Source organism: Kribbella sp. NBC_00662 (assembly GCF_041430295.1).
Classification (GTDB): domain Bacteria; phylum Actinomycetota; class Actinomycetes; order Propionibacteriales; family Kribbellaceae; genus Kribbella.
The window spans coordinates 4,853,241-4,866,969 of record NZ_CP109029.1 but is presented as its reverse complement, the minus strand read 5'-3'; the positions used below and the strand labels follow the sequence as shown (position 1 = coordinate 4,866,969).

The 13,729-nt window shown below is 68.7% G+C and carries 11 protein-coding genes and 1 pseudogene; 6 read left to right on the top strand and 6 right to left on the bottom strand.

What is annotated here, in order from left to right:
- Positions 1-86: 86 nt before the first annotated feature.
- Genes OHA10_RS24465 through OHA10_RS24455 form a run of 3 tightly spaced genes read right to left on the bottom strand, consistent with a single transcriptional unit; the run spans position 87 to position 2,715 of the window.
- Positions 87-1,139 (bottom strand): NAD(P)/FAD-dependent oxidoreductase, encoded by a 1,053-nt coding sequence (locus OHA10_RS24465; protein WP_371401097.1) that lies wholly within the window; start codon positions 1,137-1,139, stop codon positions 87-89.
- The gene (locus OHA10_RS24460; protein ID WP_371401096.1) at positions 1,136-1,663 is read right to left on the bottom strand and encodes an isoprenylcysteine carboxyl methyltransferase family protein; all 528 of its coding nucleotides are present in this window, start codon (positions 1,661-1,663) and stop codon (positions 1,136-1,138) included. Before OHA10_RS24460 ends, OHA10_RS24465 begins: the two co-directional genes overlap by 4 nt.
- A complete protein-coding gene (locus OHA10_RS24455; protein ID WP_371401095.1) occupies positions 1,663-2,715 on the bottom strand; it encodes a type III polyketide synthase in 1,053 nt (350 codons plus the stop codon). The genes OHA10_RS24460 and OHA10_RS24455 overlap by 1 nt, the downstream gene beginning before the upstream one ends.
- A gap of 18 nt (positions 2,716-2,733) precedes the next feature.
- Between OHA10_RS24455 and OHA10_RS24450 the strand changes: the two genes are divergently transcribed.
- Positions 2,734-3,537, top strand: a complete 804-nt coding sequence (locus tag OHA10_RS24450) for a UbiA family prenyltransferase (RefSeq protein ID WP_371401094.1) — start codon at positions 2,734-2,736, stop codon at positions 3,535-3,537.
- Here the strand turns inward: OHA10_RS24450 and OHA10_RS24445 are convergent.
- Positions 3,503-4,426, bottom strand: coding sequence for a LysR substrate-binding domain-containing protein (locus tag OHA10_RS24445; RefSeq protein ID WP_371401093.1), 924 nt, complete (start codon positions 4,424-4,426; stop codon positions 3,503-3,505). The genes OHA10_RS24450 and OHA10_RS24445 overlap by 35 nt on opposite strands.
- A 125-nt stretch (positions 4,427-4,551) precedes the next feature.
- Between OHA10_RS24445 and OHA10_RS24440 the strand changes: the two genes are divergently transcribed.
- The 3 genes from OHA10_RS24440 to OHA10_RS24430 all read left to right on the top strand — a co-directional run bounded on the left by OHA10_RS24440 (position 4,552) and on the right by OHA10_RS24430 (position 9,082).
- The gene (locus OHA10_RS24440; protein WP_371401092.1) at positions 4,552-6,078 is read left to right on the top strand and encodes an MFS transporter; all 1,527 of its coding nucleotides are present in this window, start codon (positions 4,552-4,554) and stop codon (positions 6,076-6,078) included.
- A 166-nt stretch (positions 6,079-6,244) separates the two neighbouring features.
- Positions 6,245-8,260, top strand: coding sequence for a fibronectin type III domain-containing protein (locus tag OHA10_RS24435; protein ID WP_371401091.1), 2,016 nt, complete (start codon positions 6,245-6,247; stop codon positions 8,258-8,260).
- Between the two features lie 60 nt (positions 8,261-8,320).
- Positions 8,321-9,082 (top strand): DUF427 domain-containing protein, encoded by a 762-nt coding sequence (locus OHA10_RS24430; protein WP_371401090.1) that lies wholly within the window; start codon positions 8,321-8,323, stop codon positions 9,080-9,082.
- On the opposite strand, the gene OHA10_RS24425 is transcribed toward OHA10_RS24430, so the two are convergent.
- Entirely contained in the window at positions 9,083-9,850 is a 768-nt protein-coding gene (locus OHA10_RS24425; RefSeq protein WP_371401089.1) for an SDR family NAD(P)-dependent oxidoreductase, read from the bottom strand. It lies immediately after the preceding gene.
- 8 nt (positions 9,851-9,858) lie between these two features.
- On the bottom strand, positions 9,859-10,239 hold the full coding sequence (locus OHA10_RS24420; RefSeq protein WP_371401088.1) for a winged helix-turn-helix transcriptional regulator: 381 nt from the start codon (positions 10,237-10,239) through the stop codon (positions 9,859-9,861).
- A 93-nt stretch (positions 10,240-10,332) separates the two neighbouring features.
- Here OHA10_RS24420 and OHA10_RS24415 point away from each other — a divergent pair, with 93 nt between their 5' ends.
- Both OHA10_RS24415 and OHA10_RS24410 read left to right on the top strand, forming a co-directional pair.
- Positions 10,333-11,646: a nuclear transport factor 2 family protein gene (locus OHA10_RS24415; protein WP_371401087.1), complete on the top strand. Its 1,314-nt coding sequence runs from the start codon at positions 10,333-10,335 to the stop codon at positions 11,644-11,646.
- 120 nt (positions 11,647-11,766) lie between these two features.
- Positions 11,767-13,725: pseudogene (locus OHA10_RS24410) on the top strand (bifunctional SulP family inorganic anion transporter/carbonic anhydrase); the annotation flags it as partial.
- Between the last annotated feature and the right edge of the window lie 4 nt (positions 13,726-13,729).

The following is a 13,729-nucleotide window of genomic DNA, read 5'->3' as shown; positions in this document are numbered from 1 at the left end:
TTCACCAGGAAGCTCGGGCCACCCGTGGGCCCGGCGATTGTCTGAGCGATCGCCGGGCCTGCGGTATTTTCCAGGCCCACCGTTGCCTAGGACAACCGGTTGACGATGGTGCGGTAGACGCCGGGGAGGGCGGCCGCGGCCGGCACGATCCGGGGCGCGAGCAATGGACGGTTGCGGGCCCAGAGCAACGATGCGGTGAGCAGGCGGCACTCCCAGGAGACCCGACGCCAGGCGGCCTCGTAGTCCTGCGGCCGGTCGGCGCGGATGCAGTCGACCAGCTCGGCCGAGGTGCGGAGGGCGACGGCGATCCCTTCACCGGTCAGCGCGTCGACGTAGCCGGCGGCGTCACCTACTAGAAGGACGCGGCCGGCGGTGCGGGCGTGGACGCGTTGGCGGAGCGGGCCGGCTCCCATCACAGCATTTGCAGCCGGGGCTCCCTGCAGGCGCCGCTTCAACGCCGGGAAGGCCTGGAGATGCGAGTCGAAGGTGCCACGCTCAGAGGTCAGAACGGCGACGCCGACGAGATCGTCGGCGACCGGCGTCACGTAGGCCTCGCCCAGACGAGACCAGTAGACCTCCACGAGGTCGGTCCAGGGAGACACAGCGAAGTGCTGCCGAAGTCCGCGCCGCACACCGCCTGCGCCGCCGTGCGGCGCGGAAGAGCGAGAGGCGAGACGTGGTGGCTGGGAGAGGCCTAGTTGGCGGCGGATGGGTGAGTGGAGGCCGTCGGCGGCGGCCAGGTAGCGGGCGGTGATGTCGGCGGCGGTGACCGACCGCGTGTTCTGGGTGATGGGGCCGACTCGGGCTTGGATGATCGGGACGTTGAGGTCGGACAGGCGCTTCAACAACCCAGCTTGGAGGGTGGTTCGGCGTACGCCGAGGCCCGGACCGGCCGTGAAGCGTGCGTCTACCTGGTGAGAGGCGTCGACGTAGCGGATTCCGTGGAACGGGCGACCGGAAAGTTCCACGCCCAAGCGGGTGAGGTACTCGACGGCGCTATGGGCGATGCCCTCGCCGCACGCCTTGTCGATCGGTCCCGAGCGCGGCTCGACCACAACGACCGACAGCCCGGCCATTGCAGCCCGGATCGCCGTGGCGCACCCGGCCGGACCGGCGCCGGCGACGAGTAGATCGATCATCGAGTGAGCACAGTGCTCAACGCGGTCTCCTCGGTCCGGATCCGGACCGCCAGCAACGGAGCATTGAGCAGCGTGAACGCGATCGCGGTGATCCAGGCCGAATGCACGAGCGGCAACGCGATCCCCTCGCCGATCACGGCCACGTAGTTCGGGTGCCGCAGGAACCGGTACGGCCCACGCGTGACCCGCCCGAGCCCAGGTACGACGATCACCCGGGTGTTCCACTGGTATCCGAGCACGGTGATGCACCACCAGCGCAGTCCCTGCATGAGCAGCACGATCGCCAGCGCGGCCCACCCGACCTTCGGATCGAACGGCCGGCCGGAGACGATCGCCTCGACCACACACCCGGCCAGCAGCCCGGTGTGCAGCACCACCATGTACGGGTAGTGCCCCTTCCCGAACTCCACGCCGCCGTGGGCGAAACTCCATTTCGCGTTCCGCAGCGAGACGACCAGCTCGGCGACCCGTTCCAGCCCGACCAGAACGACGAGAGCGACGTACCACCACAGGGATTGCGTCATCACCACTCCATCAGCACGAGCTCGGAACAGAAACCGGGTCCCATTGCCAGCAACACGCCCGGACCCTCAGGAGAAGGATCCAGCTTGATCGTGTCACCGAGCACGTGCAGCACCGAGGAGGACGACAAGTTGCCGACCGCATCCAGCGACGTCCAGGTCAGATCCAGCGCTCCCGGCCGCAGCTCCAGCGTCTCCGAGACGGCGTCCAGCACCTTCGGCCCACCGGGATGACTCACCCACGTGCCGATGTCCGGCACGGTCAGCCCGTGATCCTCGAGGAACCCGCGGACGTCGTCGCCCAGGTACTGACGCACCACCTCCGGCACGTCCGCCCCGAGCACGATCCGGAACCCGCCCGACCCGATGTCCCACCCCATGACGCGCTCCGAGTCCGGATACAGCCGCGACCGCGTCGCCACGACCGAGGGCCCGGAGGCGAGCGGATGCTGCGACCCCGTCAACACAACCGCGGCCGCTCCGTCCCCGAACAACGCTCCACCCACCAGGTTCGGCAGCGATGCGTCGTCCCGCTGCAACGTCAACGAGCACAACTCCACCGACAGCAGTACGGCGACATGCGTCGGCCACGCCGTCAGGTAGTCATGCAGCCGCGCGATCCCCGCCGCTCCCCCGACGCACCCGAGCCCGAACAACGGCAGCCGCTTCACGTCCTCCCGCAGGCCCAGCCGCATCGCCACCCGCGCGTCGATCGACGGCGCCGCCACTCCGGTCACCGTCGTGAACATCAGTACGTCGACGTCGTCCAACGTCAGCCCGGCATCCTTCACCGCACCCGCGACCGCCTCCGCGCCGAGATCGACGGCCGCCGCGATCCACTCGTCGTTCGCCTCGCCGAAGTCCTTGAGTACGGCGTACCGCTCCAACGGCAACGCGAGATGCCGGTACGACACCCCCGCGTTCGCGTGCAGCCGCCGCAGCAACGCCGAACTCCGGCCGTCCGGCAGGCAGATCGACGCGAACGCCTCGGTCAGCTCCGACTGCGGATAGCGGTACGGCGGGAGCGCCGGCCGGACCGCTGCGATCCGCGTCATCGTGGCATCGTTACGTCGGTGAAGACCGTCAAAGGTCTGGCTCTCGCCTGCCACCCCGGGCCTACTGTCGCCGTGACCGCACTCGTCACGGCTGTCGCGTGGTCGGCCGGGCGAAGTCCGGCCGGGTGTCTCCTCGTCGCAGCAACGATCCTCACCGGCCACCTCTCGATCGGCTGGAGCAATGACGCGATTGATGCCGCCCGCGACACCATTGTGAACCGCCGGGACAAGCCCGTGGTGCGCGGACTGGTGAGTCGCCGGACGCTCACGATCGGTGCCGGCATCATGCTGGTCGTCACGATCCCGGTCTCCCTTGCCAACGGACTCGCGGCCGGGCTGGTTCACCTGCTCTTCGTCGCCTGCGCCTGGGCGTACAACCTGGGCCTGAAGTCGACCGCGATCTCCTGGGTCCCGTACGCCGTCGCGTTCGGCGGACTGCCGTCGTTCGTGACGCTCGGCACCGCACACGTCTGGGCGCCGTGGTGGGCCACCGCGGCGGGCGCCCTCCTGGGGATCGGTGCCCATCTGGCAAACGTCGTACCCGATCTGGCCGACGACCTGGCGACCGGCGTACGAGGCTGGCCGCAGCGGCTCGGGTCCTACGCCCGCCTGCTCGCTCCGCTCCCGCTCGCACTCGCGACCGGGCTGCTGGTGATCGCGCCCGCCGGGGCGATCGGCGTCGTCGGCTGGGTCGCGCTCGCCGTCGTCGCGGCGCTGCTCGTCACGATCCTGCTCTGGCGCAACGCGCCGTTCCTGGTCACGATCGCCATCGCCGCGGTCAGCATCATCACGCTGGTGTTGCGCGGTGACGCACTGATCTAGGCGGCGCCTGCGGCTCGAGTCCTGCGTCCGGCTTGAGCGGCGCGTTGCTGCCGAGGATCGCGGCCGTCAGCGCCTCGGCCGGCTCCTTCGCCGCGCGCGGGTTGGTGATCAGCACCAGATCGATCGGCGGCAGGTCCGGCAGCCCCGCGCTCGGCGGCGGCTCGACCAGGTCGGCGGGCATCAGTGACCGCGCGAAGATCGCGATCCCGAGCCCGGCCCGGACAGCCGCGAGTACGCCGTTGACGCCGCGCACGATGCACGTGATCCGGCAAGTACGACCTGCCTGCTCGAGCGACTGGACACCGAGCGACCGGCTCAGTGACGGCGCTTGGTACGCGACCAGCGGCACCGGCCCGTCGGGTGCGATCCGGGTCCCCGAGATCCCGGCCCAGACGAGCGGATCACGGCGTACCAGCCGGCCGTTCGGTTCGTAGCCGCTGCCGACGCCGTGCTTCACGTAGGCGAGGTCGAGGTGGCCGGACTCGACCCGGCGGAGCAGATTCGGGCTCTGGGCAACGGTCAGCTCGAGATCGATCCGCGGATACAGCTGGCGGAAGTCGCGCAGGATCTTGGGCAGCGGAGTGAGCGCGAGGTCGTCGGTCACGCCGAACCGCAACCGGCCGCGCAACTCCGAGCCGGTGAAGTATCCGGCGGCCTCCTCGTGTGCGGCCAGGATGGTGCGGGCGAAGCCTGCCATCGCCTCGCCGTCCGCCGTCAGCGTGACAGTGCGGGTGTCGCGGACGAAGAGCGGACGCCCGACGGCCATCTCGAGTTTGCGGACGTGTTGGCTCACCGTGGGCTGCCGGATACCCAGCCGCTCGGCCGCCTGGGTGAAGCTGAGCGACTGCGCCACCGCCAGGAACGTGCGCAACTGGTCCGGGTCGTACATCGATTCACCCCTTCATTACGTGACGCTATAAGACTAATAGGAGTAATTCGCTGGGGGAATCCAGTACCGAACCGTGAGGATGGACGTGTCCTCCCCTGACCAGTCCACACGCGTAGGGATCGCTCTTGACCACCCGGGCCACTTCCGGTTCTGTCCCGTCCACCGATTTCCACCTCCACCGCACCACCGACCGCACCGAGTTCCGGGAGTCGCAGCGCCGCCCGGGCTTCAAGGACACTTTCAGCGCGCTGCGGGTCCGCAACTTCCGCCTCCTGGTCAGCGGACTGCTGGTCGTCTCGACCGGCGGCTGGATCCAGCGCATCGCGCAGGACTGGCTGGTGCTCACGCTCACCGGCAGCGCGACCGCGGTCGGCATCACGACCGCGCTGCAGTTCACCCCCACCCTCGTGCTCGGCCTGTACGGCGGCGTCATCGCGGATCGCTTCCCGAAGCGGAAGGTCCTGCTCGCCACCCAGACCACCTTCGGATCCTGCGCCGCCATCCTCGCGACGGTCGCGTTCACCGGCCACGTCCAGGTATGGCACGTCTACACGATGGCGTTCGTCCTGGGTCTCGCGACCGCGGTCGACAACCCGACCCGCCAGTCGTTCGTCACCGAGATCGTCCCCCGCGACACGGTGCGGAACGCGATCAGCATGGTGTCGTCGACGTTCCAGCTCGGCAGCATGGTCGGGCCGGCGCTCGGCGGCGTACTGCTCGGCGTGCTCGGTACGCCGTGGGCGTTCGCGATCAACGCCTGCACGTTCTTCGCCTCGATCAGCGCGCTGCTGCGGATGCGGGAGAGCGAGATGCCCGGATACCACGCGGCCCGCAAGGCGAGCGCGGGGATCCGGATCCGGGACGGCTTGCGCGACGGCGTGCGGTACGCGTTCCACGAGCCGGCCGTGCGGTGGGCGATCGCGCTCGTCGGGATCTACGGCATGTTCACGATCAGCCTGGCGGTCACGTTGACCGCCTTCGCCGACCGGGTCTTCCAGATCGGCGCTTCGGGGTACGGCATCCTGAACTCGGTCGTCGCGTTCGGCGCACTGGCGGGTGCGCTGCTGTCGGCCCGCCGCGTGCGACCGACCCGGCTGCGCAACCTGATCGGTATCGCCTGCCTGCTGACGATCACCGAAGTACTCGCCGCGATCCAGCCGTCGCTGTGGACCTTCATCCCGGTCCTGGCGTCGATGGGGATGGCGACGCTGATGTTCCTGACCGCGGCCCAGTCGATGGTCCAGTTGACCACTCCGGACGGCCTGCGCGGCCGGGTCTCCGGGATCTACAACCTGGTCTTCATCGGGGGCGGCGCGATCGGCGGGCCGACGGTCGGGTTCCTCGCACAGCACTTCGGTGCGCGGTCCGCGCTGCTGATCGCCGGGCTGGTCCCGGCGGTGGCGACGGTCGCGATCGGCCTGCGGCTGCGGCGGGACGGCCAGTTCCGTCTCGTCCTGGTTCGGACCCGGTCCCCGTGGCACCAGGTCCCGATCCGGCTGAACCTGCAGCAGACGGAGATCGTGCTGTCCGCCCCGCCGACCACACCGATCACCCGCACGTCGCGCCCGTTCGTGCTCGGCCGTCGTCAGCACGCCCGGATGGACTCGCATCTGCGTCCGAGCCGCGCACGCCGCCGCCCGCAACACCACTGAGCTCCCGGGGCAGGTCCGAGCTGCTGCCTTTCACTCGGACCTGCCCTGGGCACGCGCTTGCGGTGCGATGTCACCGGAAGTGACCGGGGTTGAATACTTGACTGCGTAAATTAAGCCGACCTAGGCTCGGCGAGGTCCGCTCACTCCTCCCCTGGAGGAACATCGCATGACCTTGAAACGCATCACGTTCGTGCTGGCTGCCATCGCCCTGGTGTCGACGGCAGCCGCAACCGCCCCGGCCGATGCGGTCCAGGCGAAGAAGCCGACCCCCGCCACCTATCCGCAGGTCGCCGCCAAGCCCTACATGGGCTGGAGCAGCTGGAGCCTGCAGTCGACCAACTACCCGGGCGTCAACCCCGACGGTCCCGGCAGCTTCATCAGCGAGCAGAACATCCTCACCCAGGCGAACGCTTTGGCGACCAAGCTCAAGCCGTACGGCTACGAGTACGTCAACGTCGACGCCGGCTGGCAGGACGGCGGTGACGAGTACGGCCGCCCGGTCGCGATGGCCAAGCGCTTCCCACGCGGGATGAAGGCGGTCGGCGACGACATCCACAAGCTCGGGCTGAAGTTCGGCATCTACACGACCGTCGGTCTGGGCATGGACGTCTACCGCGACGGCAACACGCCGATCTACGACGCCCCCGGCTGCTTCACCCACGACATCGTCTACCCCGACCTGCGCAAGACCAACGGCTGGGACGCGGCGTACAAGATCAACTACGAGAGCCCGTGCGCGCAGAAGTACGCCGACTCGATCGCCAAGCTGTTCGCGTCCTGGGGCGTCGACTTCATCAAGATGGACGGCGTCGGCCCCGGTTCCTGGAAGGGCGCGCCGGACGACCCGAACCACAACAACACCGAAGACGTCGAGGCCTGGTGGCGCGCAGTACAGGACGCCGGCCGGCCGATGCAGTACACGCTGTCGTGGTCGCTCAGTCACCGGTACGCCGACGTGTGGAAGCAGAACTCGAACGGCTGGCGGATCGACACCGACGTCGAGTGCTACTGCGACACGATCGTCAAGTGGGACAGCTCGGTGAAGGCCCGCTGGTGGGACCTCCCGCAGTGGATCGACGACGCCGGACCCGGGCACTGGAACAACCTGGACGCGCTGAACGTCGGGGTCGGCGCGATGGACGGGCTGACCGATGCCGAACGCCAGAGCTACATGACGTTCTGGGCGATCAACTCGGCACCGCTGTTCGCGGGTGACGACCTGACCAAGCTGGACGCGTACGGCCTCAAGCTGCTGACGAACCGCGAGGTCATCGCGATCGACCAGTCCGGCAACCCGGCCCGCCCGTTGAACCAGGACCAGCTGCAGCAGGTCTGGTACGCGCAGAACAAGGACGGCAGTACGACGGTCGCGCTGTTCAACCTGGCCGACTCCCCCGCCACGGTGACCGGCAACTTCGCCCAGCTCGGGATCGACGGCAAGGCGACGGTCCGCGACATCTGGGCGAACCAGAACACCCGTAACGTGTCCGGCGCAGTCAGCTCCCAGCTACCTGCGCACGGGTCGAAGCTGTACAAGATCACCCCGAACGGCACCGGCGCGATCCCGGCCGATCTGACCGCGACCGACGTGAGCAGGACGACGGTGTCACTGACCTGGCGGCCGAGCGCCGGCGCCTCGTCGTACAAGGTGTTTGCCAACGGCAAGCAGGTTGCGACGACCTCGAACACGAACGTGGTCGTCAGCGGGCTGTTGCCGCAGACGCAGTACACCTTCACCGTGCAGGGTTCCAAGGGTGCGGCGAGTGCGCCGGTGACGATGTTCACCGCGAAGAACGGCGGACCGGTGCGGTACGAGGCCGAGGCGCCGAGCAGCACCTTGACCGGCGATGCGAGCGTCTCCGGGTGCAGCCTGTGCTCGGGCGGTTCGAAGATCGGCAACATCGGCTACGGGTCGACGGTGACGCTGAACAACATCACCGTGCCGACGACCGGGACGTACCTGGTCAAGATCGCCTACACCGACGGTGACACCAGTCGGCAGAGCATGCTCACGGTCAACGGCGCCGACACCTATTGGGCCAACTACAGCGGTCTCGGCGACAACGACTGGGGTACGCCCCAGGTGACCTACCTGCCGATGAAGCTGACCGCCGGGGCCAACTCGATCAAGGTCAGCAACCCGAACGGCTACATCGCCGATATCGACTGGATCACCGTCTGATCCGGTTCCAGGGCCGCGGGGCCGGCACCACCAGGGCCGGCCCCGCGCTTTACTGGACCAATGAGCGCCTACCCGGAACCCTTGATCCCGCCCGGTGGTACCGCGCCGGTCCCGCGGCGGATCCGCGCGATGCTCGACGACCGCGTCGTCCTCGACACGATGGACGCGATCTACCTGTGGGAGTTCCCGCCCTACCCGCAGTACTACATCCCGCTCTCGGACGTGGCCGACGGAGTACTGACCGACACCGGCGAGACGAAGACGTTCGAGCACGGTGTGGCGCGCGTGCACAGCGCGGGATCGGGGCACGCCTGGGTGTACGACGACGGCGTCGCAAAGGACCGCGTCCGGTTCCAATGGGATGCGCTCGACCGCTGGTTCGAGGAGGACGAGGAAGTCTTCGTCCATCCCCGCAACCCGTACTCCCGCGTGGACGCGATCAACTCCACGCGCCGGGTCGAGGTGGCGGTGGACGGCATCACCCTGGCCGAATCGAGCTCGACCGTCATCGTCTTCGAGACCGGCCTGCCACCGCGTTACTACTTCCCGAAGACAGCCGTCCACCTCGAGCACCTCACCCCGTCGGAGACCGTCACCGCCTGCCCGTACAAGGGCCGCACGTCGGAATACTGGTCGGTCCCCTCGGTCCACGACGTCGCCTGGTCCTACGACTTCCCGACCGCAGCCCTGCTCCCAATCGCCGGGCACGTCGCCTTCTTCAACGAGAACGTCGACATCACGGTGGACGGCGTACCGCAGGACCGCCCTATCACCCCGTTCTCGAACCCGTCCGCTCGACCGACCGACGGAGCCGTCCGGTGATCAGATGCCGGCGGTGGTTGCGCCGTCCATGGTGATGATCGAGGCGGTGACGTAGCTCGCCAGCGGGGAGGCGAGGAAGACGGCCACGTTCGCGACCTCTTCGGGTTCGCCGAAGCGGCCCATCGGGACGTCGCGGACCATCTCGGCGAGCAGCTCGTCCTTCGACTTGCCGGTCGCGCGGACCGCGGCCTCGAGACCCTCGTCGACCCGGTTGGTGCGGGTCGTCCCCGGGTTGATCACGTTCACCCGCACCCCCTGGGCGGCGTACGCCTTCGCATAGCCGACCGACGCGAGCATCAGCGCAGCGTTGGCCGCACCTCCGCCGATGTGCAGCGGGTTCGCCGCGCGGCCGCCCTGGCCGACGACGTTCACGACCGCGCCGCTGCCGCGCTCCGCCATCCCGCGGATGACAGCCTCGGTCGCGTGCATGTACGTGAAGTACTTCGCCTCCATCGCCGCATGCAACGCCTTGCTGTCCAGCTCGTCCACCGGAGTACGCCGGGCCGCGCCCGCGCAGTTGATCAGGATGTCCGGTACGCCGATCCGCTCGAAGGCCGCCTTGGTCGCGTCGGCATCGGTCAGGTCGACCGCTTCCACCGCGAACGTCAGGTCCGGGAACTGCTCCTGGGCCTTGGCCAGATTGGCGGGATCACGGGAGATGCCGGTCACCGTCGCGCCCTCGCGCGCGAGCGCCTCGACGCAGGCAAGCCCGATGCCCTTGCTGGCCCCGGTGACGACCGCGGTCTTCCCGGTCAGTTGCAGATCCACGTGACTCCTCAGAGGTTGGCGTCGTACTCGGTGCGGGCGGCGGCGATCTCGTCCATGTGGTCGTAGGCCCAGGTGCGCATCGTCGCGACTGCCGCGGCCAGGCTCAGGCCGAGCGGCGTCAGCGTATAGCTGACCGTCACCGGAACAGTAGGAACCACATCACGCCGTACGACGCCGTCGCGCTCGAGGTGCCGCAGCGTCTGCGTGAGCATCTTCTGGGTGATGCCCTCAATGATCGACTTGAGCTGCCCGGAGCGCAGCGTGCCGCCCTTCTCGAGCGTGCTGATCACCAGCATCGTCCAGGTGTCGCCGATCCGGCCGAGCACCTGACGTGTCGGGCAGGCGCCCTTCGTGGCGTCCCACTTGCCTCTGACCTGGTCGGTATCCATTTGGTGCCTATAGCAGTAGTAAGTGCTGTCTTCCGGCCGCTGCGACCCGCTCGTAGCGTCGTTGCCGAGTCTAGTTGAAGGAGCGGAACGGCAATGAGGGCAGTGGTTCCGGTGGACACCGGCGCAGTTGGGCTGACCGAGGTCGACGAGGTCCGGCCCGGTGCGGACGAGATGGTGATCGAGGTCGCGGCGTTCTCGATCAACCGCGGCGAGACCTTCCAGTTGGAGCGGCCGCGGGACGGATGGCGGCCGGGTAAGGACATCGCGGGCCGGGTGGTCGAGGCGGCTCCCGACGGCCCGCCGGTCGGCAGTCGCGTGGTCGCGCATCTGCCGCACTCGGGTTGGGCCGAGCGCGTCACCGCCCCGGCCACACAGGTCGCAGTACTGCCGGACACGATCTCGTTCGAGCAGGCTGCCGCGCTTCCGCTCGCGGGGCTGACGGCGCTGCGGTTGCTGCGTACGGCGGGCAGCGTGATCGGTCGGCGGATCCTGCTGACCGGCGCCTCCGGCGGAGTCGGGCACTACTTCACCGAGCTCGCCGCCGGCGCCGGTGCTGAGGTCACAGCCGTCGTCTCCTCACCGACCCGCGGTGCGCGGCTGCTCGAGCTCGGCGCCGAAGACCTCGTGTACGACGTCGCCGACGCCCGCGGGCCCTTCGACCTCGTGCTCGAGTCCGTCGGCGGCGAGAGCCTGCCCGTCGCGCTGTCGAAACTGGCCCCGGGCGGTGACCTGATCTGGTTCGGCGAGGCCAGCAGGCAACCGGTCACGCTCGACTTCTTCGACTTCTTCACCGCCGCCGAGGCTGCTCGGATCCGGCACTTCCACTACGCCCAGGGGCCTGACGACCAGGACCTCACGACGCTCGTCCGGCTGGTCTCGTCGGGGCGGCTGCACCCGGAGCTCGGCCGGATCGAGGACTGGTCCCGGACCGACGCCGTACTCGACGACCTACGCAACCGTCGCATCCGCGGCAACGCCGTACTCACCCTGCACCAGGAGGCACAACTCATGACCGATCCGAAGACCGTTGTGACCAGGTACGTCGAGGCTGTGGCGGCGGGTGATCTGCCGACGATCCGGGCGAGCTTCGCGCCGGACGTGGTGTGGACCTACCCAGGTGATTTGCCGCTGTCCGGTGACTGGAAGGGCCGGGACATGGTCGTCGACGAGTTCCTCGGCGCGGCGGCCGGCAACCTCTTCGCCCCCGGTACGCCGGTGACGATCGAGCTGGTGAACGTGATCGCCGACGGCGAGCAGGTGTTCGCCGAATGGACCGCGCAGGCAACAGCTCGTGCGGGTGGTGCCTACAGCAACAAATGTGGAGGAGTCTTCACTGTTCGGGACGGGCTGATCGTCGCGGTCCGCGAGTACCTGGACACCGACCACGCGCGCCAGGTGCTGTTCTGAGCAATTGCCGCTGGTGTGGGCTTGAACGGGTAAGTACAGTGGGTAACCAGATCGACACTCTTTGTTTCGACGCCTGATGCCCGAGCAGTTGCCCTGAGCACCGACGCCGGAGGACCACCCGTGCCGACCTCACCCACTCCCAAGCTGTGGAAGACCATTCTCCACCACGATCTCCCTGCATCGCTGGTCGTCTTCCTGATCGCAATACCCCTCTCCCTCGGGATCGCCGCCGCATCCGGCGCGCCGCTGATCGCCGGCCTCGTTGCAGCTGTGGTCGGCGGCGTGGTCGCCGGTGCGCTCGGCGGATCCCCTTTGCAAGTCAGCGGTCCGGCCGCGGGTCTGACCGTGGTCGTCGCCGGCCTCGTCACCCAGTTCGGCTGGGCCGCGACCGCTGCGATCACCTGTGCGGCCGGTGTCGTGCAGATCCTGCTGGGCGTCACCCGCATCGGGCGGCTGGCGCTCTCGCTGTCTCCCGCTGTCGTGCACGGCATGCTCGCCGGGATCGGCGTGACGATCGCCGTTCAGCAGCTGCATGTCGTGCTCGGCGGCAAGGCCCAGAGCTCCCTGGTCGACAACGTGATCGCGCTCCCCGCGCAACTGATGACGCACCACGGCCACTCCGTTGCCGTCGGCATCTTGACGGTCGCGGTCGTGCTCGCCTGGCCCAGAGTCCCCAGAATAAAGGCGATTCCGGCGCCACTTGTCGCAGTCGTCGCGGTGACCGCACTGGCCGCGGTCTGGATGCCCGACGTGACCCGGGTCGACCTGCCGGACCATCCGTTGCAGAGCTTGATCCTGCCGACGATGCCCGACGGCACGCCGATCGAGATCGTCACCGCCGTACTGACCGTTGCCCTGGTCGCCAGTGTCGAGTCGTTGCTGTCGGCCGTTGCCGTCGACAAGCTTCATCGCGGCAACCGGAGCAACCTCGATCGCGAGCTGATCGGTCAGGGCGCGGCGAACGCGTTGTCCGGTGCCCTCGGCGGTATGCCGGTCACCGGCGTGATCGTCCGCTCGTCGACCAACGTCGCGGCCGGCGCCCGGACCCGGGCGTCCGCGATCATGCACGGCCTGTGGATCGCCGCGTTCGTGCTCGCGGCCGGTGCCATGCTCGAGCTGATCCCGATGGCCGCGCTGGCCGGCGTACTGCTCGTGACCGGGTTGCGCCTGGTGCAGCTCGCTCACATCCGCACGTTGCGCAGGCACGACGAGTTGCTCGTGTACGTCGTGACCGCGGTCGGCGTCGCCGTGCTCGGACTCGCCGAGGGTGTCCTGCTCGGCCTGATTCTCGCGGTGATCCGTGTCCTGTACCGACTCGCCCGCGCGACCGTCACGGCAACCGAGTCGGACGGCGTGTGGATCGTGCGGATCCGCGGCACGCTGGTGTTCCTCGGGGTCGCGTCACTCGTGCGGACGCTGCGCTCGATCCCGGCCGGAGCCACCGTTCTGGTCGAGCTCACCGTGGACCATCTCGACCACGCGGCGTACGAGGCGATCGAGGACTGGCGGCGTGGACACATCGCGCGCGGCGGCATCGTCGAGCTGAATCGCGCTCAGTCCGGTCGGCAGGTCTCGATGCTGGACGGGGTCCGCGAGTTCGAGGCGTCGGCCGACGAGATCCGGCCGCTGCTCGCGAGACTCGCGGCCGAAGGGCAACGACCGGAGCATCTGTTCATCACCTGCGCGGACTCGCGGATCGTGCCGACGATGATCACCACCAGCAGGCCCGGCGACCAGTTCTGCGTGCGGAACATCGGCAACCTCGTGCCGCCGAAGGGCTCGAACAGCAACTCGGTGGATGCCGCGATCGAGTACGCCGTCGACGTGCTCGGCGTGAAGTCGATCGTGGTCTGCGGTCATTCCTCCTGCGGCGCCGCCGCGGCCGCGCTCGCCGCCGACGTACCCGAGGGATCCGGCCTGGAGAGCTGGCTGCGGCACCTCGAGCCGTCGGTACGTCGTGCGGTCGCGCTGCCCGACATCGCCGATCCGGCAAGCGGCGTCAAGCTCTCGCCCGCGGACAAGTTGTCCGTCGCGAACGTCACCGTACAACTCGAGAACCTGCGGAGCTTCGCCTGTGTCCGCG

What these genes read in the sequence shown, in the direction of transcription:
- OHA10_RS24465 (WP_371401097.1), bottom strand. Translation starts at nt 1,139, where the DNA reads ATGATCGATCTACTCGTCGCCGGCGCCGGTCCGGCCGGGTGCGCCACG.
- OHA10_RS24460 (WP_371401096.1), bottom strand. Translation starts at nt 1,663, where the DNA reads ATGACGCAATCCCTGTGGTGGTACGTCGCTCTCGTCGTTCTGGTCGGG.
- OHA10_RS24455 (WP_371401095.1), bottom strand. Translation starts at nt 2,715, where the DNA reads ATGACGCGGATCGCAGCGGTCCGGCCGGCGCTCCCGCCGTACCGCTAT.
- OHA10_RS24445 (WP_371401093.1), bottom strand. Translation starts at nt 4,426, where the DNA reads ATGTACGACCCGGACCAGTTGCGCACGTTCCTGGCGGTGGCGCAGTCG.
- OHA10_RS24435 (WP_371401091.1), top strand. Translation starts at nt 6,245, where the DNA reads ATGACCTTGAAACGCATCACGTTCGTGCTGGCTGCCATCGCCCTGGTG.
- OHA10_RS24430 (WP_371401090.1), top strand. Translation starts at nt 8,321, where the DNA reads ATGAGCGCCTACCCGGAACCCTTGATCCCGCCCGGTGGTACCGCGCCG.
- OHA10_RS24420 (WP_371401088.1), bottom strand. Translation starts at nt 10,239, where the DNA reads ATGGATACCGACCAGGTCAGAGGCAAGTGGGACGCCACGAAGGGCGCC.
- OHA10_RS24415 (WP_371401087.1), top strand. Translation starts at nt 10,333, where the DNA reads ATGAGGGCAGTGGTTCCGGTGGACACCGGCGCAGTTGGGCTGACCGAG.